Source organism: Streptomyces sp. NPDC052687 (assembly GCF_040678395.1).
Classification (GTDB): domain Bacteria; phylum Actinomycetota; class Actinomycetes; order Streptomycetales; family Streptomycetaceae; genus Streptomyces.
On the sequence record NZ_JBFATR010000051.1, the window covers coordinates 1 to 19,015 of the forward strand.

The 19,015-nt window shown below is 74.4% G+C and carries 23 protein-coding genes and 1 tRNA gene; 17 read left to right on the forward strand and 7 right to left on the reverse strand.

The window, feature by feature from the left end; genetic code table 11:
* The 13 genes from AB0K92_RS28385 to AB0K92_RS28445 form a co-directional block, all read left to right on the forward strand.
* On the forward strand, positions 1-1,494 hold a 1,494-nt coding region (locus tag AB0K92_RS28385), incomplete at its 5' end, for an ATP-binding protein (RefSeq protein ID WP_365927481.1).
* Positions 1,495-1,568: 74 nt separating this feature from the next.
* Positions 1,569-2,003, forward strand: coding sequence for a roadblock/LC7 domain-containing protein (locus AB0K92_RS28390; RefSeq protein WP_166003506.1), 435 nt, complete (start codon positions 1,569-1,571; stop codon positions 2,001-2,003).
* Positions 2,000-2,374 carry a DUF742 domain-containing protein gene (locus AB0K92_RS28395; RefSeq protein WP_166003507.1) on the forward strand — a complete coding sequence of 125 codons (375 nt, stop codon included), beginning with the start codon at positions 2,000-2,002 and terminating at the stop codon, positions 2,372-2,374. The genes AB0K92_RS28390 and AB0K92_RS28395 overlap by 4 nt, the downstream gene beginning before the upstream one ends.
* Complete coding sequence (locus tag AB0K92_RS28400) at positions 2,352-3,074, forward strand: ATP/GTP-binding protein (protein WP_365927483.1); 723 nt, start codon at positions 2,352-2,354, stop codon at positions 3,072-3,074. The genes AB0K92_RS28395 and AB0K92_RS28400 overlap by 23 nt, the downstream gene beginning before the upstream one ends.
* 177 nt (positions 3,075-3,251) lie before the next feature.
* The gene (locus AB0K92_RS28405) at positions 3,252-3,812 is read left to right on the forward strand and encodes a GAF domain-containing protein (RefSeq protein WP_365927485.1); all 561 of its coding nucleotides are present in this window, start codon (positions 3,252-3,254) and stop codon (positions 3,810-3,812) included.
* 164 nt (positions 3,813-3,976) lie between these two features.
* The gene (gene tdh, locus AB0K92_RS28410; RefSeq protein ID WP_365927487.1) at positions 3,977-5,005 is read left to right on the forward strand and encodes an L-threonine 3-dehydrogenase; all 1,029 of its coding nucleotides are present in this window, start codon (positions 3,977-3,979) and stop codon (positions 5,003-5,005) included.
* A gap of 41 nt (positions 5,006-5,046) precedes the next feature.
* Entirely contained in the window at positions 5,047-6,240 is a 1,194-nt protein-coding gene (locus tag AB0K92_RS28415) for a glycine C-acetyltransferase (protein WP_166003510.1), read from the forward strand.
* A 31-nt stretch (positions 6,241-6,271) separates the two neighbouring features.
* Complete coding sequence (locus AB0K92_RS28420; RefSeq protein WP_365927489.1) at positions 6,272-7,222, forward strand: LysR family transcriptional regulator; 951 nt, start codon at positions 6,272-6,274, stop codon at positions 7,220-7,222.
* Between the two features lie 137 nt (positions 7,223-7,359).
* Complete coding sequence (locus AB0K92_RS28425) at positions 7,360-7,923, forward strand: XRE family transcriptional regulator (protein WP_365927491.1); 564 nt, start codon at positions 7,360-7,362, stop codon at positions 7,921-7,923.
* Positions 7,920-8,441: a GNAT family N-acetyltransferase gene (locus tag AB0K92_RS28430; protein ID WP_365927493.1), complete on the forward strand. Its 522-nt coding sequence runs from the start codon at positions 7,920-7,922 to the stop codon at positions 8,439-8,441. Before AB0K92_RS28425 ends, AB0K92_RS28430 begins: the two co-directional genes overlap by 4 nt.
* A 30-nt stretch (positions 8,442-8,471) precedes the next feature.
* Positions 8,472-8,831, forward strand: coding sequence for an MmcQ/YjbR family DNA-binding protein (locus AB0K92_RS28435; RefSeq protein WP_365927495.1), 360 nt, complete (start codon positions 8,472-8,474; stop codon positions 8,829-8,831).
* A gap of 242 nt (positions 8,832-9,073) precedes the next feature.
* A complete protein-coding gene (locus AB0K92_RS28440; RefSeq protein ID WP_365927566.1) occupies positions 9,074-10,306 on the forward strand; it encodes an MFS transporter in 1,233 nt (410 codons plus the stop codon).
* Positions 10,307-10,401: 95 nt separating this feature from the next.
* A tRNA-Pro gene (locus AB0K92_RS28445) sits at positions 10,402-10,475 on the forward strand.
* 116 nt (positions 10,476-10,591) lie between these two features.
* Here the strand turns inward: AB0K92_RS28445 and AB0K92_RS28450 are convergent.
* From AB0K92_RS28450 to AB0K92_RS28460, 3 genes are all read right to left on the reverse strand, one after another.
* Complete coding sequence (locus AB0K92_RS28450; RefSeq protein WP_365927497.1) at positions 10,592-10,741, reverse strand: hypothetical protein; 150 nt, start codon at positions 10,739-10,741, stop codon at positions 10,592-10,594.
* A gap of 32 nt (positions 10,742-10,773) precedes the next feature.
* Positions 10,774-11,253, reverse strand: a complete 480-nt coding sequence (locus AB0K92_RS28455) for a DUF6003 family protein (RefSeq protein ID WP_365927499.1) — start codon at positions 11,251-11,253, stop codon at positions 10,774-10,776.
* A gap of 145 nt (positions 11,254-11,398) precedes the next feature.
* On the reverse strand, positions 11,399-11,785 hold the full coding sequence (locus AB0K92_RS28460; protein ID WP_365927501.1) for a DUF393 domain-containing protein: 387 nt from the start codon (positions 11,783-11,785) through the stop codon (positions 11,399-11,401).
* 193 nt (positions 11,786-11,978) lie between these two features.
* Here AB0K92_RS28460 and AB0K92_RS28465 point away from each other — a divergent pair, with 193 nt between their 5' ends.
* From AB0K92_RS28465 to AB0K92_RS28480, 4 genes are all read left to right on the forward strand, one after another.
* Positions 11,979-13,556 (forward strand): protein kinase, encoded by a 1,578-nt coding sequence (locus tag AB0K92_RS28465; protein ID WP_365927503.1) that lies wholly within the window; start codon positions 11,979-11,981, stop codon positions 13,554-13,556.
* Between the two features lie 201 nt (positions 13,557-13,757).
* Positions 13,758-14,594, forward strand: a complete 837-nt coding sequence (locus AB0K92_RS28470; RefSeq protein WP_365927505.1) for a YihY/virulence factor BrkB family protein — start codon at positions 13,758-13,760, stop codon at positions 14,592-14,594.
* Positions 14,595-14,808: 214 nt separating this feature from the next.
* Positions 14,809-15,471: a hypothetical protein gene (locus tag AB0K92_RS28475; RefSeq protein ID WP_365927507.1), complete on the forward strand. Its 663-nt coding sequence runs from the start codon at positions 14,809-14,811 to the stop codon at positions 15,469-15,471.
* A 122-nt stretch (positions 15,472-15,593) separates the two neighbouring features.
* Positions 15,594-16,145 (forward strand): sigma factor, encoded by a 552-nt coding sequence (locus tag AB0K92_RS28480; protein ID WP_365927568.1) that lies wholly within the window; start codon positions 15,594-15,596, stop codon positions 16,143-16,145.
* Positions 16,146-16,356: 211 nt separating this feature from the next.
* Here the strand turns inward: AB0K92_RS28480 and AB0K92_RS28485 are convergent, their stop codons facing one another.
* From AB0K92_RS28485 to AB0K92_RS28500, 4 genes are all read right to left on the reverse strand, one after another.
* Complete coding sequence (locus AB0K92_RS28485; RefSeq protein WP_365927509.1) at positions 16,357-17,574, reverse strand: GTP-binding protein; 1,218 nt, start codon at positions 17,572-17,574, stop codon at positions 16,357-16,359.
* 6 nt (positions 17,575-17,580) lie between these two features.
* Positions 17,581-17,751 carry a 50S ribosomal protein L32 gene (gene rpmF, locus AB0K92_RS28490; RefSeq protein ID WP_086173436.1) on the reverse strand — a complete coding sequence of 57 codons (171 nt, stop codon included), beginning with the start codon at positions 17,749-17,751 and terminating at the stop codon, positions 17,581-17,583.
* Positions 17,752-17,912: 161 nt separating this feature from the next.
* Entirely contained in the window at positions 17,913-18,332 is a 420-nt protein-coding gene (locus AB0K92_RS28495; protein WP_365927511.1) for a (2Fe-2S) ferredoxin domain-containing protein, read from the reverse strand.
* Positions 18,329-18,856 (reverse strand): NUDIX hydrolase family protein, encoded by a 528-nt coding sequence (locus tag AB0K92_RS28500; RefSeq protein WP_166005456.1) that lies wholly within the window; start codon positions 18,854-18,856, stop codon positions 18,329-18,331. The genes AB0K92_RS28495 and AB0K92_RS28500 overlap by 4 nt, the downstream gene beginning before the upstream one ends.
* Positions 18,857-19,015: the final 159 nt, after the last annotated feature.

The window sequence follows — 19,015 nt, forward strand, 5'->3', positions numbered from 1 at the left end:
GCCGGCGCCCGCCGGGAGGCCGATCTGCGCGCCCTCGTCGAGGGGCTGCGGCGCGGCGAGACCCCGCCCCGCCCCACCCAGCGCGCCGCGCCGCCCGACGACGCCGACGACTTCGACCTGCTCGCCGCCGACCTCGCCCGCGCCCACGACGGGGCCGTCAGCGCCGTCGTACAGGCCGCGCAGCTGTCCAGCCAGACCGGCAGCGAGCAGAAACTGGAGGTCTTCGTCAATCTCGCCCGCCGGCTCCAGTCGCTGGTGCACCGCGAGATCACCATCCTCGACGAGCTGGAAAACGACATCGAGGACCCCGACCTCCTCAAGAGCCTGTTCCACGTCGACCACCTCGCCACCCGGATCCGGCGCCACGCCGAGAACCTGGCCGTGCTCGGCGGCGCCGTCTCGCGGCGGCAGTGGAGCAACCCGGTGCCCATGACGGAGGTGCTGCGCTCGGCGACCGCCGAGGTGGAGCAGTACTCACGGGTGAAGATCGTCCCGCCGATCGACGGCACCCTGCGCGGGCACGCCGTCGCGGACGTGATCCACCTGCTGGCCGAACTCATCGAGAACGCCACGGTGTTCTCCGCCCCGCAGACCCAGGTGCTGCTGCGCGCCAGCCTCGTCACCTCCGGGCTCGCCGTCGAGGTCGAGGACCGCGGCCTGGGCATGCCGGTCGCCGAGCAGGACCGGATGAACGCCCTGCTCTCCGACCCCGACCAGGTCAACGTCGCCCGCCTGCTGGCGGACGGCCGTATCGGGCTCTACGTCGTCTCCCAGCTGGCCCGCCGGCACGGCATCGGCGTGCGTCTGCAGAGCAACATCTACGGCGGGGTGCAGGCCGTGCTCGTCGTGCCCCAGGCGTTGCTCGGGGCGACGAGCACCGCAGCGGGCACGGCCTCGGGCACGGCGTCGGGTACGGCAGCGGGCACAGCGCCGGGTACGGCGACGGTGGCGAGCGCGGCGTCGTCGGTGACGGTGACGGAGACGGCGCCCCCGGGCACGGCCACCGGCGCGGCGCAGACCCCGGGGTCTCCGGTCGGCGAGGCGCCCCGTCTCACCGGCGACTTCCGTCCCACCCCGGACTCCTGGACCGGACAGCCCCCGCAGGCCGCCCCGGGCGCCGCGCCCGCCCCGCTCCCCGTGCGCGGCGGACGCGACGACCGGCCGAACCCGGCCGAGGCCGTGCCGGGACTGCGACCGCAGGACCAGGCGCTGGTGGCCGAGCGGGAGGGCGTACCCCCGGTGCCGCGGCGGGACGGCGTCGTGCGGGGCACCATGGGCAAACCCCGGCTGCCCCGCCGCCGCGCCCAGGAGCACCTCGTCCCGCAGCTGCGCGGCGGCCCCGCCCCCCGCCAGGACGACGACCGGCACGTCGGCCACGACCCGGGCCTGATGGCCGCCTTCCAGCGGGGCATCAGCCTCGCCGAGGCCCAGCAGAGTCTGGAACCGGCGGACATCGCCGCCGTCCGGCACGACGGGAGCGCACCGCCCCGATGACCAGCCGCGCGCCGTCCCCCGGCGCTTCCCCGCACCCTCGAACCCCCCTTCGTACCCCAAGGAGTCGATCCATCATGGCGAGCGAAGCCCCCACCGGCCATGTGTCCGATCTCGACTGGCTGATGAGCGGCCTCGTGCAGCGCGTCCCGCACACCAGCAGCGCGGTCCTCCTGTCCTGCGACGGACTGGTGAAGTCCGTCCACGGCCTCGATCCCGACAGCGCCGACCACATGGCGGCGCTGGCCTCCGGTCTGTACTCCCTCGGCCGCAGCGCCGGGGTCCGCTTCGGCGACGGCGGCGACGTACGGCAGGTGGTCGTCGAGCTCGACTCGACGCTGCTGTTCGTCACCACCGCCGGGTCCGGCACCTGCCTCGCCGTGCTCGCGGGCCGCGAGGCCGACGCGGCCGTCCTGGGCTACGAGATGGCGATGCTGGTCAAGAGCGTGCGCCCGTACCTGGTGACCGCGCCCCGGCAGCAGGCCGTCGAACCCACGGCGATGAGGCCTTGAGCGCGGCGGTCGGCGAGGGGCCCTGGCTCGACGACGCGGCCGGACGGCTGGTGCGCCCGTTCACGGTGAGCAACGGCCGCACCCGCCCCACCGTCCCGCTCGACCTGATGTCGCAGGTGATGGCCACCGGGGCGACCCCCCTCGGCTATCTCGGCCCGGAACACGCGCAGGTCCTCGACCTGTGCCACGCGCCCGTCTCGGTCGCCGAGGCCGCCGCCCACCTGAAGCTGCCGGCGGCGGTCACCAAAGTGCTGCTGGCGGACCTCCTCGACTGCGGGGCGCTCACCACCAAGCCCCCCGCGTACCACCACACACCCACGGACCGGGCCCTTCTGGAGGCAGTGCTCGATGGACTACGACGACAGCTCTGAGTACGACGAGTACGACGACCACCGCGCCGGGCACGACCACGGCCACGGCCACGATCACGGCGCCAGGCACGACCACGGCACCAGGCACGACCACGCCGCCGGCCACGACCACGCCGCCGACCCCTTCCCCACCGCGCTCAAGATCCTCGTCGCGGGCGGGTTCGGGGTCGGCAAGACCACGTTCGTCGGCGCCGTCAGCGAGATCGCGCCGCTCAGCACGGAGGAACTGCTCACCACCGTCAGCGTCGGAACCGACAACCTCGAGGGCATCGAGAACAAGATGGAGACGACCGTCGCCATGGACTTCGGCCGGATCACCCTCGACTCCCGCCATGTGCTGTACCTGTTCGGCACCCCCGGCCAGGAACGCTTCTGGTTCATGTGGGACGAACTGTCCGAGGGCGCGCTCGGCGCGGTCGTCCTCGCCGACACCCGCCGCCTGGAGGAGTGCTTCGCGGCCGTCGACTTCTTCGAGGAACGCGGCCTCGGCTTCATCGTCGCCATCAACGAGTTCGACGGCGCCCACCGCTACGACCCCGAGGAGGTACGGGCCGCCATCGACCTCGACCCGGGGGTGCCCATCGTCCGCTGCGACGCGCGGATCTCCGCCTCCGGCGTCCAGACCCTGCTGACCCTGGTCCGGCACCTGATCGCCCACGCTCCCGCCGTCCCCGCGCCCAGCCACGGCGCCCACCGGTGACCCTCACACCCCATCGCCCAGCGGTGACCCTCACCCCCCATCGCCCCGCGGTGACCGCCGCACCCCATCCCCCCGCGGCGACCGCCACACCCCATCGTCCCGCGGTGACCACCGCACCCCACCGCCCCACCGCACGGAGCCGCACATGACATCCGCCCCCAGCGACGGAGCCCGGCCATGAGCTACGAGCCGCCGCGCCCGGCCGGTCGTCTGCTGCTCACCCCCGAGGACCGGGAGGCCCCCGCCCGCACCCTGCGGCTGCGCGGCCTCGGCCTCGGACCGCGCCCCGAGCCCGCCCTCGACGACTACGCGGCCCGCCTCGCCGTCCACACCGCGTCGCCGTACGCCATGGTGAACTTCCTGGACGAGGAAGGGCAGTTCTACGCCGGACTGCACACCCCGCGGACCGGGCCCGCCCTGCCCGACGGCTCCCCGGGGCCGGTGATCGGCCGCCGGCTGCCCCGCGACCACGGCTTCTGCCCGCACGTCGTGGTGCGGCGCAAGGCGCTGGTCCTGGAGGACGTGTGCGACTACCCGAGGTTCGCGGGCAACCCGGTCGTCGACGAGTTCGGCATCCGCTCCTACCTCGGCGCCCCGCTCATCGACACCACCGGCATGGTGCTCGGCACCGTCTCCGTCGCCGACCTGACACCGCGCCCCTGGGGCCGCACCGGACTGGAGACCATCAAGGCGACGGCCGCGGACCTCACCGCACGCCTGGAGGGCGGCACGCGTTGACCCCTCCGGGGGGTGTGAAGGAAAGCTGTGGCGCCGTTTAAGAAAACCTCGATGGACCGGGGGCATCCTCGTACGGCAGATTGCCAGGAGATTCCACCCCTCTCCCCGTCGCGGGCCCCTTCGGCGTGCCCGCGGCCGGGATCTCACCCTCAGGAGCCGTAGCGTTGAAGGCGCTGGTCAAGGAGAAGGCGGAGCCAGGGCTCCGGCTGGCGGACGTACCGGAGCCCGCCATCGGCCCCGGTGACGTGCTGATCAAGGTGCTGCGCACCGGTATCTGCGGCACCGACCTGCACATCCGGTCCTGGGACGGCTGGGCGCAGCAGGCGATCCGCACCCCGCTGGTGATCGGACACGAGTTCGTCGGCGAGGTCGTCGAGACCGGCCGCGACGTCACCGACATCAAGGCCGGCGACCGGGTCAGCGGCGAGGGCCATCTGGTGTGCGGCAAGTGCCGCAATTGCCTGGCCGGGCGCCGCCACCTGTGCCGGGCGACCGTCGGCCTCGGCGTCGGCCGCGACGGCGCGTTCGCCGAGTACGTGGCGCTGCCCGCGTCCAACGTGTGGGTGCACCGGGTGCCCGTGGACCTCGACATCGCGGCCATCTTCGACCCGTTCGGCAACGCCGTGCACACCGCGCTGTCGTTCCCGCTGGTCGGCGAGGACGTACTGATCACCGGTGCCGGCCCGATCGGCCTGATGGCGGCGGCCGTGGCCCGGCACGCCGGCGCCCGCAACGTGATGATCACCGACGTCAGCGAGGAGCGCCTGGAGCTGGCCCGCAAGCTCGGCGCCACCCTCGCGCTGAACGTCTCCCAGGCGGCCATCGCCGACGGCCAGCGCGAGCTGGGCCTGCGCGAGGGCTTCGACATCGGCCTGGAGATGTCCGGCCGCCCCGAGGCGATGCGCGACATGATCGCCAACATGACGCACGGCGGCCGGATCGCCATGCTCGGCCTGCCGTCCGAGGAGTTCCCGGTCGACTGGTCCCGGATCGTCACCTCGATGATCACCATCAAGGGCATCTACGGCCGGGAGATGTTCGAGACCTGGTACGCGATGTCGGTGCTGCTCGAAGGCGGCCTCGACCTCGCCCCCGTGATCACCGGCCGGTACGGCTACCGCGACTTCGAAGCGGCGTTCGCCGACGCGGCGAGCGGCCGCGGCGGCAAGGTCATCCTCGACTGGACCACGTAGACCCCTCCCGCACGCCTCGCAGCCTTCTAGGAGCTTCTTCCATGTTCGACTCCGTGCGCGACGACCTGCGCGCCACCCTCGACGAGATCCGCGCCGCCGGACTGCACAAGCCGGAGCGGGTGATCGGCACCCCGCAGTCCGCCACCGTGAACGTCACCGCGGGCGGCCGCCCCGGCGAGGTCCTCAACTTCTGCGCCAACAACTACCTCGGCCTCGCCGACCACCCCGAGGTCATCGCCGCCGCCCACGAGGCGCTGGACCGCTGGGGCTACGGCATGGCCTCCGTACGCTTCATCTGCGGCACCCAGGAGGTGCACAAGGAGCTGGAGGCGCGGCTGTCGGCGTTCCTCGGCCAGGAGGACACGATCCTCTACTCCTCCTGCTTCGACGCCAACGGCGGTGTCTTCGAGACCCTGCTCGGCCCCGAGGACGCGGTGATCTCCGACGCCCTCAACCACGCCTCCATCATCGACGGCATCCGCCTGTCCAAGGCCCGCCGCTTCCGGTACGCCAACCGCGACCTGGAGGACCTGGAGCGCCAGCTGAAGGAGGCGTCCGACGCGCGGCGCCGGCTCATCGTCACCGACGGCGTCTTCTCCATGGACGGCTACGTGGCGCCGCTGCGCGAGATCTGCGACCTCGCCGACCGCTACGACGCGATGGTCATGGTCGACGACTCGCACGCCGTCGGCTTCGTCGGCCCCGGCGGGCGCGGCACCCCCGAGCTGCACGGCGTGATGGACCGCGTCGACATCATCACGGGCACCCTCGGCAAGGCCCTCGGCGGCGCCTCCGGCGGCTATGTCGCCGCCCGCGCCGAGATCGTCGCGCTGCTGCGCCAGCGCTCCCGGCCGTACCTGTTCTCCAACACCCTCGCCCCGGTGATCGCCGCCGCCTCCCTGAAGGTCCTCGACCTGCTGGAGTCGGCCGACGACCTGCGGGTGCGGCTCGCCGAGAACACCGCGCTGTTCCGCCGCCGGATGACCGAGGAGGGCTTCGACATCCTCCCCGGCGACCACCCCATCGCACCCGTGATGATCGGCGACGCGGCCGAGGCCGGCCGGATGGCCGAGCTGCTGCTGGAGCGCGGCGTGTACGTGATCGGCTTCTCCTACCCGGTCGTCCCGCAGGGCCAGGCCCGCATCCGCGTGCAGCTGTCCGCCGCGCACTCCACCGAGGACGTGAACCGGGCCGTGGACGCCTTCGTGGCGGCCCGCGCGGAGCTGGCGGGCTGAGCCGGTCCGCCGGCCTGAGAGAATCGGTGCCGTGATCGAAGCGCGGCGGCTGCACATCCTCCGTGCGGTGGCCGACCACCGCACGGTGACGGCGGCTGCCGCCGCGCTGTATCTCACCCCGTCGGCGGTCTCCCAGCAGCTGACGGCGCTGGAGCAGGAGACCGGCCACCGGCTGGTGGAGCGGAGCGCCAAGGGCGTACGGCTCACTCCGGCCGGTGAGATCCTGCTCAGCCACACCCACATCGTCCTCGCCCAGCTGGAGCGGGCCGAGGCCGAGCTGGCCGCGTACGGCTCGGGCGCCGCGGGCACGGTCACCGTGGCCGCCTTCGCGACCGGTATCGCCCAGGTCGTCGCGCCCGCCGTGGCCCGCCTCGCCGGCACCTCGCCCGGCATCCGCATCCGCGTCCAGGACGCGGAGGGCGACGCCAGCCTGCCGATGGTGCTGGACCGGCAGGTCGACGTGGCGGTGGCCGTCGAGTACCGCGGGGCGCCGCCCGCCGACGACCCCCGGCTGACCCACGTGCCGCTGTACGCCGAGCCCTTCGACGCGGTGGTCCCGGTGACGCACCGGCTGGCGGACGCGGGCGAGGTGCCGCTCGCCGAGCTGGCGAAGGACCCCTGGATCGGCCCCTACCCCGGCAACCCCTGCCACGACGTGGTCGTCCTGGCCTGCGAGAGCGCCGGTTTCCAGCCCCGCCTGGAGCACTCCTCCGACGACTTCCGCGCCGTCGTGGCGCTCGCCTCGGCCGACGCGGGCGTGGCCCTCGTCCCGCGCTCGGCGCTGCGCGGCATGGACCTGAACGGCGTGGTCGTGCGCCCCGTCGACGGTGTGGCGCCCACGCGCCGGGTCTTCGCCGCCGTACGCAGGGGCGCGGAGGAGCACCCCCTGATCCGCCCCGTGCTCGACGCGCTGCGCGAGGCGGCGGAACGCCAGCTGGACGAGGCCGACGAGGGGCGGCCGCGGGGCGGCGGCGCGGGGTAGGGAACCGGCCGCCCGTCGACGTACGCGCATGACACACCGGCCACTCGTCGACGCACGCGCATTCCTCGCGGCGTTCGGCGGGCGCGCGTGAGGAAGCCGTAACGTGGGCGTCTCATATCGGGGATAGTGTCCCGTATATGAGAGACGCGGAACTGGACCTGCGCCTGGGGGCCCGGCTGGCGGAGCTGCGGGCCGAGCGCGGGTGGTCCCTGGGGGAGCTCGCCGAGCGCAGCGGGGTCAGCCGCTCGACGCTCTCGCGGGCCGAGCGGGCCGAGACCAGCCCCACCGCCGTCGTACTGAACCGCCTGTGCGCGGTCTACGGACGGACCATGTCCCAGCTGCTCAGCGAGGTGGAGGCGGAGCCCGTGCCCGTGGTGCGGGCCGCCGACCAGCGGGCGTGGGAGGACCGCGCCGCCGGTTTCGTACGGCGCTCGGTGTCCCCGCCGCACGCCGGACTGCGCGGCGAACTCGTCGAGGCCAGGCTCGCCCCCGGCGCCGACCTCGCCTACGACCGGCCGCCCGTGCCGGGCCTCGAACAGCACATCTGGGTGCTGGAAGGAGAACTGGAGGTGACCGTGCAGGACGTGACCCACGCTCTCGCGACCGGTGACTGCCTGCGGCTGCGGGTGTGGGGGGCGACGCGCTTCCGGTGCCCGGGTCAGCGGCCCGCGCGCTACCTCCTGGCGGTGGTGCTGCCGTGAAGGTGACCCGCCTGGGCAGCGCGGACATACGTGCCCACGCCGAGGGCCTGGCGGCCCTGCTGGCCGACACCGTGGCCGGCGGCGCGTCGGTCGGGTTCCTCGCGCCGATGGACACCGCGGACGCCCTCGCCTGGTGGCACGAACGGGCCGCGGCCGTGGCGTGCGGGCAGGCGGCGGTGTGGGCCGCGGCCGACGGCGACCGCGTCCTCGGCACCGTGAGCCTCGCCTTCCCGGACAAGCCCAACAGCCGGCACCGCGCCGAGGTCGTCAAGCTGATGGTCCACCGCGACGTCCGCGGCCGCGGCCTCGGCCGCACCCTGCTCACGACCGCGGAGGCGGCCGCCGCCGCGGCCGGCATCACCCTGCTGCACCTCGACACGGAGACCGGCAGCCCCGCGGAACACCTCTACCGGTCCGCGGGCTGGACCAGGGTCGGCGTGATCCCCGACTACGCGGCCGACCCGGCCGGCGCGCTGCGCGGCACGACGATCTACTACAAGCACCTCGGCGCCGGGTGACTGTCAGTGGCGGGCGCTACGGTGCGTGCCATGCAGGAAGCCGAAGACGTACGCCGTGTCGCTCTGTCCCTGCCGGACACGACGGAGAAGATCGCCTGGAGCATGCCCACGTTCCGGGTGGCGGGCAAGATGTTCGCCACCCTGCCCGAGGACGAGACCTCCATGGCGGTGCGCTGCCCCAAGGAGGAGCGCGAGGAACTGGTCCTCGCCGAGCCGGAGAAGTTCTGGATCGCCGACCACGAGGCGCAGTTCGCCTGGGTCAGGGTGCGGCTCGCCGCGCTGGAGGACGAGGCGGAGCTGCGGGACATCCTCGCCGACTCCTGGCGCCAGGCCGCACCCTCCCGACTCCTCGACGCCTACCCGGAGTTGGGGCTCCCGGCCGCGGACTGAAAATGCCTTGGGCGGCGGCGGGCGGCATGGCAGTATCCCCGGCCTGAGTGGGTGGCCGGGAAGGAGACTCGCCAGTGACGTCCGGAACACCGGAGGGTGGGGAGAGCACGGCCGGGGGGAGCGCGACCGGGGGGAGTGCGGCCGGGGTGAGCGCGACCGGGGGGAGTGCGGTCCAGGGCGACGGGAGCGGCGCTCCCGGGGAACGGGGCACCGGCCGGCGGCTCTGGTCACGGAACTTCGGGCTGTTCTTCCTCGCCCGCGCCGTCGCCCGGCTCGGGGACACCATGCTGCCGGTGGCCCTCGCCGCGGGGCTGCTCCAGCACGGCTACGGGGCGGGAGCGGTCGGCCTCGCCATGGCCGCGACCGCCGCCACCTTCGCCGGGCTCGTCGTCTTCGCCGGGGTGATCGCCGACCGGTTCGCCACCCGCACCCTGATGATCTGGGCCGACATCGTCCGGCTCGGCAGCCAGGCGCTGGCCGCCGCGCTGTTCTTCGCCGACCACGTGGTGCTCTGGGAGATCTGCGCGATCGGCCTGGTCAACGGCGCCGCGGGCGCCCTGTTCCAGCCCGGCGTGGCCAGCATGGTGCCGCGCCTCGCCACCGACGTCCAGGGCGCCAACGGCGCGATCCGCGTCGCCGAGTCCGTCGCCCAGCTCGCCGGGCCCGCCGTCGCCGGACTCCTCGTCGGCTTCGCCACCCCCGGCGGGGTGTTCGCCGCCCACGCCGCCACCTACGCGATCAGCGCCGTCTGCCTCGTCCTGCTGCGACTGCCCCCGCCCGCCCCGGACGGCCGTCCGGCGGACCACGCGACCGCCGGCTTCCGGGCCGACCTGGTCGAGGGCTGGCACGAGTTCCGCTCGCGAACCTGGCTGTGGGGCGTGATCGCCGTCTGGTGCCTCTACATGATCGCCGTATGGGGACCGACCGGGCCGCTCGTCGCCTTCCAGGTGGTGGAGGAGCACGGCCCCCGCGCCTACGGCCTGGTCAACTCCGCCCTCGGCGCCGGCACCGTCGTCGGCGGGCTGCTCGCCCTGCGGCTGCGCCCCCACCGGATGCTGCGCGCCGGCGCCCTCGCCCTGACCGGCTTCGCCGCCTTCCCGCTCTCCGTCGGCCTCGGGCTGTCCGTGCCCCTCATGGCGGCCGGGTCCGCCGTCGCCGGGGCCGGGCTGTCGTTCTGGGGCGTGATGTGGGCGACCAGCGTGCAGACCCAGGTCTCGCCCGACGTCCTCAACCGCATCCACGCCTACGACGTGGCCGGCTCGCTCGCGATGATGCCGGTCGGCCAGGCCCTCGCCGGACCGGCCGCCGCCGCGCTGGGCGCCGAGCGGGTGCTCATCGTCTCCGGCGTGACCAGCTGCGTCGTCGTGGCCACGCTGCTCGCCGTCCCCGCGATCCGCGGCCTGGTCCGCGTCGACACCCCGCCCGGCCCGCGCGCGCCCGCGCCCGGCACGGCGGCCCTGGCCCGCCCCGAGTGACCCCGCCGGGCGAAAAGGGGTGCGCGACCACGGACCCGAGTGCGGTATTGTTTCTCTGCGCGTTCGGCCAGGGGAAACCCCAGGTCAGACGGCACCGGGACGTGGCGCAGCTTGGTAGCGCACTTGACTGGGGGTCAAGGGGTCGCAGGTTCAAATCCTGTCGTCCCGACTTGTGAGAGTCGCAGGTCGAGGGGCCGTTTCAGAGAGATCTGAAACGGCCCCTCGGTCGTGTCACGTGCACAGGATCATCAGGTCACCGCACGGAGAGCCCGCGCCGCAGGCGTGTCACGGCGCTCCGGTCTCCTCGTCCTCGTCGTCCGCCGGGGTGGGCCGGGGGAGGGGGATGCTGGTCTGACCCTCGATCGGTGCCGGGGTGGGCTCGCCGAGCCGGTCCTCCAGCAGCCGGAGCCTGATGCGTGTCTCCTCGCTCGTCATCTTCCCCGTCTTCCCCGTCTTCCCCTTCCCCGTCACCGCTGCCGCGGGCCGGCGTCCGACGGGCGGCCCTGCCCCTGCGCCGCGGTGGCCGCCGCCGTGGCCACCGCCACGGTCCGGGGGTCCTCGCCGGTGAGTTCGACGATGCGGTGCGGCGGCACCCCGGCGGCCGCGGCCCGCGCCAGCAGGGCGTCCCGCTCGCCCGCGCAGTCGCGGTAGGCCAGCAGCTCCTCCTCCACGCGGGCGAGGGCGTCCGGCGCCAGCGCGAGGCGCAGCCGGTTCAGCTCGTCCTCGCTCAACGGAACGGGCAGCTTCTCCGCCCCGTCGGGGATGGCGCCCGTCTCCTCCGGCGGCAGCAGCCGGACCGTCGCGGAGGCGGCGGTCACCTCGTGCGCGTCGAGCCAGGCCCGTACTGCGGGCGTCTCCAGGCACGCCAGGTCTCCGACCGCGGCGACGGCCGCGCCCAGCGGGATCGACGGGTCGTCCACGAGGAACAGGTAGGCGTCGTCGGTCATGCTCGTCTCCTTCGCAGACGCGATGGTCGTGTGCTGTCCTCACCTACCCCCTCCGGCGGGACCCAGCGCCCGGCGTCGTGACCTTCGCCCGCGGGAGTGTCACCTATCCCCTCGGGGCGTCGTCACCGACCCTCGCCGGGCGTCGTCACCTCGGCCGGCGGGGCTCCGGTGCCGCGCATGCCGCCGTTCCGCCGGGCAGCCGGTGCCGGTTGTCCGCGACCAGCCGGTAGACGGCGTGGGCGGCCCACCGCATCGGGGGCAGCATGAGCAGCGCCCCCAGCGGCGCCCAGCCCCGGCCCGAGCGCAGCAGGATCTTCGCCACCGCCCGGGCACCGCCGTACACCCGGCCCGTCGGGGTCACCCAGAGCGCCTCGTGGGCGGCGCGCTCCGGCGTCACGCCCAGCGCGGCGAGATCCGCGAACTGCCAGGGCACGGTCTCGCAGTCGGGGCGCAGGCGGCGTTCGACGAACGACACGCACGACGTACAGAAGCCGCAGTCGCCGTCGAAGACCAGCACCGGTCGAGTCCGCATGAGTCCATCATGCGCGACACGCTGCCGAACCCTCCGTCCACGAGGCCGGGTTGCGCAAAGGGGGGATGCCCGGCGGCTGAGCGGGCACACGTGCATATGGTGCTCGCGACCACACAGCTGGGCATGCCACCGGTGGCACACACGTGGGCGGGCGGACGACGGCAGGTGACAACAGGACGCAGGGAGCGCAGTGATGAAAGTCCGCTCGTGGCCGATCCGGCCGGACTACCGGCTCACCGCCCAGGTGGTGGCCGGACGCTACCGGCTCGACGACCTGCTCGGCCGCGGCGGCGCCGCCGACGTGTACGAGGGCATGGACCTGCGGCTGCGGCGGCCGGTCGCGGTGAAGGTCTTCCGCCCGGACGGTGCCGCCGACACGGAGGAACGGTTCGACAGCGAGGGCCGGCTGCTGGCCCAGCTGCAGCACCCCGGCCTGATCACCGTGTACGACTGCGGCCGCGACGACGGAACGCCCTACCTGGTCATGGAGTTGGTCAGGGGCACGACGCTGCGCCGACGGATCGCCGCGGCCCCGCTGGCGCCCGCCGAGGCCTGCCGGATCGGAGCCGCGCTGGCCTCGGCGCTGGCCCATGTGCACCGGGCCGGAGTCGTCCACCGCGACGTCAAGCCCGCGAACATCCTGCTGGACGAGGCGGGCGTCCCCCGCCTGACGGACTTCGGCATCTCCCGGCTGCTCGACACCACGTCCCAGACCGCTCCGGGCGCCCTCGTGGGGACCGCCGCGTACATGGCCCCGGAGCAGGTGCTGGGCCGGGGCGCCGGGCCGGCGGCGGACATCTACAGCCTGGGACTGGTGCTCATCGAGTCCGTCAAAGGTGAACTGGAGTATGACGGGGCACCCCTGGAGGCGGCGATCGCCCGCCTGCACCGGCCCCCGGTCATACCGCCGGACACGCCGGAGGCGCTCGCCGACCTGCTGCGAGCCATGACCGACGCGGACGAGAGCCGCCGGCCGGACGCGCAGGCCTGTGAGCGGGCCCTGGCCGCCCTGGCATCGGAGGAAACCGCGGAAGCGTCCGGCGCGCCCGCGGGATCCGCCGTGCCCGGGGCTCCGGCCGAGAGCGGCGAGAGCGGCGAGAGCGGCGAGTCTGGTGAGGTCGACGCCGACGGGCGCAACCTCGACACGCTGAGGTCGCACGAGGCGGGAGTCAAGCCACTGGCCGCCGCGCCGCTGGGCGCCGGCGCCGAGGGAGTCGCCGTCCCCGCGTCCGCCGCCCCGGAGCCCGCGCGGTCCCCGTCCGGCCGGCCCGGCGCACGCCGGGCCGGCCGGGTCCTGCTGACCGCCGGCGCGGCCCTGACCGTCCTCGGCGTCGGCCTGGCCGGTTCGGTGGGCGGGCCGCCCGCCGAGGCGGAGAACGCCGCGTCCGGTCCGCCTCGCTCCGCCACGACCGAGCCGGCCGCACCGCCCGCGGACCGGTCCGGCACGTCCGCCTCCTCCTCCCCGTCCGCGTCCCCCGCCGCCTCGGCGTCCGGAGCCGCCGCCGTGTCCGCGTCCGCGCGGCGTTCCCCCTCCTACACCGGGAGCCGGCCGGTCACCGGTGCCCAGGACACGGCGGCCGAGGACACGGCGGCCGAGGACACGGCGGGCGACAGCGGCGCGCCGTCGGCCGACGGCAACCGGGAGCCGCAGCGAGGCCGCGCGAGCGGTTCCGGAGCAGCCGGCCCCGCCGGTCCCGCCGACCCCGCCGCAGAGAAGGCCCAGGCGCGGCAGGGAAAGCCGAAGCACGCGAAGGGCAAGCACGCGCGGTGACACCGCCGTGACTCCCTGGCGTGACACCGCTCTGACGGGGCACCAGACAGGCAACTCGCCGGCACCCGCCCGGCACGCTGAAGGCCGGGTGGCGACCGGGTCGCGGAAGGTCCTGGACGGAGCGGTGGTGTCATGACGATCGGTGCACCCGTGAGCGGCCCGGCGCCCGTTCGGCACGAGCGCGGGGCGTACGCCAGGGCCATGGCCCGTACACCGGCCGCCGTCTGGGAGGACGACCTCACCGACTGGGCGGCGGCGCTGACGTACTACGCGGTGCTGGCCGTCTTCCCCGCCCTGCTGGTGGTGGGCTTCTCCATCGCCCTGCTCGGCACGGACTCCCCCCAGGAGGTCGTCCCGCAACTGGCCGCCTTGGTGCCGGAGACGGCCCGGCCGGTCCTCGACCAGGCCATGAGCAGTCTGCGGGAGGGCTCGTCGGTCCGCTGGCTGCTGCTCGTGGGCACCGCCGGCGCCGCGCTGTGGTCCGCCTCCAGCTACCTGGCCGTCTTCCGGCGGGCGCTGCACGCGATGTACGGCGTTCCCGACTGCCGCCCGGCGTGGCGGACGTTCCCCGCCAGCCTGCTGCGGGCATTGACCGTGCTCGCCCTGCTGGTCAGCGGGGTGCTGACGCTCACGGCCGCGGAGCGGATCGCCCGTGCCATCGGCCGCGGCACGGGAACGGACCATCAGGCCGCCCTCGTCTGGGCCGGCTTGAAGTGGCCGCTGCTGTTCACGGTGGTCGTCGCCCTCGTCATGCTCCTCTTCCGGTCCGGGCCGCCGGAGACCCGCGGGGTGCGGCAGACACTGCCCGGCGGAACACTGGCGGTGCTGCTCTGGCTGCTGGCGTCCGCGGGCTTCGCCTTCTACGCGTCCCACATCGCGACGTACGACCGTCTCTACGGCTCCCTGGCGGGCGTGGTGGCGTTCCTGGTGTGGCTGTGGGTTACCCACGTCGTGCTGCTGGCGGGCGCGCGGTTCAACGCCGAACTGGCGCGGGACGGGCGACCGGAGCGGCCCGATCCCTGCTCCTCGCCGACCTGAACCCGTCCACCTGAACAGGCCGCCCTGAACCGGCCGCCCTGAACCGGCCGATGACGACCGCCGCCTGACAGGTGCCGGCCGGTGTGCGCGTCCGGGCGGTGTGCGGGTCCGGGCGGTCGACCGGTCAGCGGCAGCCCTCCATCCGGTCCGCGGTCCCGCCGATTTCCGCAGGCGCGGGTGGGGAACGGGCCGTGGATGGGAGGATGGGGCGGTCATGACGGCAGGGTGGGGTGCGCGCACGGTGCGGGCCGCGGTGTTCGCGGCCGTCTGCGTGCTGCTCGCCGCCCTGGGACACGTCCTGATGTCCGGCCGGCATGTGCCCGGCTGGACCCTCGCCGGCGGGCTCGCGGTCACCGGTGCCGTCGGCTGGGCCCTGGCCGGGCGGGAGCGCGGGCTGCCGCTGATCACGACCGTCGTGGTCGCCGCTCAGACCGCGCTGCACTCGGCGTTCTCGTACGCCCAGGCCGGCACCCCGGACCTTGGGCACACCGCCCACCTGGCCCACATGCCCCCCATGGACCAGATGGAACACATGGCCCACCTGGGGAACATGGGCGCCGCGGCGGGGGCGGCCGGGTCGATGGCGGTCGAGCCCGCACCCGCCGGACTCTCGTCGGGCATGCTCGCCGCCCACCTCCTGGCCGCGCTGCTGTGCGGTCTGTGGCTCGCCCACGGCGAGCGCGCCGCCTTCCGCATCCTGCGCGCCGTCGCCGGCTGGCTCGCGGCACCCTTGCGGCTGCCGCTCGCCCTGGTCGTCGTCGCCGGTCCGCCCCGCCCGCGGCCTCGCCGGCGCCGCTCGGACCGGTCGCCGCGCCGGCTCCTCCTCGTCCACGCGCTCACCTCACGGGGTCCGCCCATGGGGACCGCTGTCGCCTGACGACAGCCGGCTTCCCGGGCCGCCCGTGCGCGTCCCGGGCCCCGGCCGTACGCCCGTGCGGGGCGGTACGGCCGCTCCCCACGTGACGAGAAGGACACCAGGTGATCACTTCTGCCCTGCCCATGCCCGAACGCGCGGACGAGTCGATAACCGCCTGGGCGCTCGCCGCCCGCGGCGGCGACCCGGACGCCGTCGACCGGTTCGTCCGCGCCCTGCACCGGGACGTCCTGCGATACGTCGCCCACCTGTGCGGCGACCCGCAGGCGGCCGACGATCTGGCGCAGGACACGTTCCTGCGGGCGCTCGGCAGCCTGCACCGTTTCGAGGGGCGGTCCTCGGCGCGCTCCTGGCTGCTGGCCATCGCCCGCCGGGCCGTCGTCGACAGCTACCGCCACGCCGGCAGCCGGCCGCGGCCCTGCGACGCCGCCGACTGGCGGACGGCCGTCGAGCGGGCGCAGCCGTGCGGACTGCCGGGCTTCGACGACGGTGTCGCCCTGCTGGACCTGCTGGCGGCGCTGCCCGACGAGCGCCGGGAGGCCTTCGTCCTCACCCAGCTGCTCGGACTGCCGTACGCGGAGGCGGCCCGGATCGGCGGCTGCCCGGTCGGCACCCTGCGCTCCCGGGTGGCCCGGGCGCGGGCCACGCTGATCGACCTCCTCGCGGCGGCGGCCTGAAAGGGCCTGTCGCGAAGGGCCTGTCGCGAAGGGCCTGCCACGAAGGGCCTGTCGCGAAGGGCCGTGCGGTGAGGGCCGTGACGGGGGGAGGGTGCCCGCGGGCCTCGGGCACCCTCCCGCCGGGCTCGCAGCGGCACAGGGCCGGTGAAGGCGGGTTCGGGGGACCGGGCCGGGCGGTGCCGTGGCTGCGTTCGCCGCCCGGCCCGGATTCTCAGTGCTCGCCGACGAGCTCGGCGAGTCCGGGGTGTTCGCGGTGTTCGCGGTGTCCGGCTTGTTCGGGGTGTTCGAGCACGCAGGCCTCGTCCATCCCGTGGGTCGCCCAGGCGGGGAAGGGATCCTCCGCGGGCAGCGGCTCGCCGGCGCGCAGCAGACAGGCGGACAGGTCCGCGTGCAGCGAGGCCGCGTCGAGCCCGGTGCCGATGAAGACCAGTTCCTGCGCGTGGGGTGCCTCGTCGTCGCGGGCCGCGGACGGCTCGAAGCGGGCGACGGAGCCCGCCTGTGACCACAGGCCGGTCACGTGCGGGCGGGTGGCCAGGGTGAAGAAGCCCTTGGAGCGCAGGATCCGCCCGTGGGCGCCGCTGTCCATCCGCTCGGTGACGAACGTCCACAGCCGCCCGGGGTGGAAGGGGAGTGCGGAGCGGAACACGGTCGAGGAGATGCCGTACTCCTCGGTCTCCGGCACGTGGTCGCCGTTGAGTTCGCGGACCCAGCCGGGTGCCTGCTGGGCGCGCTCCAGGTCGAACAGGCCCGTGTCGAGCACCTGGCGGAGGTCCACCCGCCCGTGCGTGGCCGGGACGATCCGGGCCGCCGGGTTGAGCCGGGTGAGGGCCGCGCGGAGGCGGTCGGCGGTGGCGGCGTCCACCAGGTCCAGCTTGTTCAGCACCAGGACGTCGGCGAACTCGACCTGGTCGATGAGCAGATCGCTGACGGTGCGCTCGTCGTCCTCGTACGGGGCGAGGCCGCGCTCGGCCAGTTCGTCGCCGCTGTCCAGCTCGGCCAGGAAGTTGGCCGCGTCGACCACGGTGACCATGGTGTCCAGGCGGGCCAGGTCGCCGAGGGTGGCGCCGTCGTCGCGGGCGAACGCGAACGTGGCCGCAACCGGCATGGGTTCCGAAATGCCCGAAGATTCGATCAGCAGGTGGTCGAAGCGGCCCTCGCGGGCCAGCCGGTCGACCTCCTCCAGCAGATCGTCCCGCAGGGTGCAGCAGATGCAGCCGTTGGTCATCTCGACCAGCCGCTCCTCGGTCCGCGACAGCGCGGCCTCGCCGCCGCGGACCAGCGTCGCGTCGATGTTGACCTCGCTCATGTCGTTGACGATCACGGCGACGCGCAGCCCCTCGCGGTTGGCGAGGACATGGTTGAGCAGCGTGGTCTTGCCCGCCCCGAGGAACCCGGACAGGACGGTGACGGGCAGTCGGTCGTACGGCATCGGGGCTCAGCCCTCGGGGCGCAGCAGCCCGCGCTCGTACGCCCGGACCAGGTGCTGCGGCACGAGGTGGCGGACCCCGTCGACGGTGACGGGGACCAGGTTCGGCGTGCTCGCCTTCCACTGGGCGCGGCGGTGCCGGGTGTTGCTGCGGGACATCTTCCGCTTGGGAACGGCCATGGGAGTCCTTCCTGGGTCGGTGAACCAGGCAGAACGCTACATGAAAATGGATCCCATTACGAAAAAGCCTTCGCGGCCCCGGCAGCCCGGGTGGCTGCCCGCTCGGTCCTCAGCGGCGGCTGCCCAATCGGTTCTGTAGCGGCGGCTGCCCGCTTCGTCCCTCAGCGGCGGCGGCTGCGCACCTTTCCCTCCCGCGGCGCCGGGATGAACTGCAGCTCCAGCGTCGCCGGCGGCTCCGCCACCCCGGGGCCGCCCGCGTCCGCCCACGCCAGCAGCTCCTCCGTGGAGTCGTCGTCCATGGCGAACCCCACCCACACCGCGCGGCCCCCGGCCCGCCGGCCCGCGCCGGAGGGCTGGACGACGATGACGTTGGCCTGGTCGCAGGGGCCGAGGCAGTCCGTCGTACGGACGGTGAACCGGCCGCCGGAGTCCGCGGCGGCGGCCCGCAGCCGCGCCAGCTGCCAGGCGTGGTCGGTGCCGGGATGCTTGCGCGCGTTGCCGCAGCAGCAGCCCCGGCACACGACGAGCGTGCAGGGGCGCGGGGCGAAGCGCAGGGCGCCGCCGCTGCCTGCCGCGCTCAAAGCGCCAGGCCCACGTGGGCGAGCGCCTGCTTCAGCAGGACGCCGTGCCCGCCCGGCATCTCGCTCTGCACCGCCTCCGAGGCGGCCTCCTGCGGGCTGAACCAGACGAGGTCGAGGGCGTCCTGGCGGGGCCGGCAGTCGCCGGTGACCGGGACGACGTAGGCGAGGGAGACCGCGTGCTGGCGCGGGTCGTGGTACGGGGTGACGCCCTGGGTCGGGAAGTACTCGGCGACCGTGAAGGGCTGGAGCGAGGCCGGGACCCGGGGGAGGGCGACCGGGCCGAGGTCCTTCTCCAGATGGCGCAGCAGGGCGTCGCGGACCCGCTCGTGGTGCAGCACCCGGCCGGAGACCAGGGTGCGGCTGACCGTGCCGTCCGGCCCGATGCGCAGCAGCAGTCCGATGCTGGTGACCTCGCCGCTGTCGTCCACGCGGACCGGCACGGCCTCGACGTACAGGATCGGCATGCGCGCGCGGGCCAGTTCGAGTTCGTCGGGTGTCAGCCAACCGGGCGTGGTTTCGGTCATGTCAGACATTGCTTGATCATACTTTCGTGTGTCGTCGGAAAACCGTTTCGGCGCACACACCCGGCCGGCCGGCCGCCCGCGCCGCGGGTGCGAGCGGGTGCGGGCGGAGGCAGGCGGAGGCAGGCGGAGGCGGGCGGAGGCGGGGCCTGTCCGCACGGC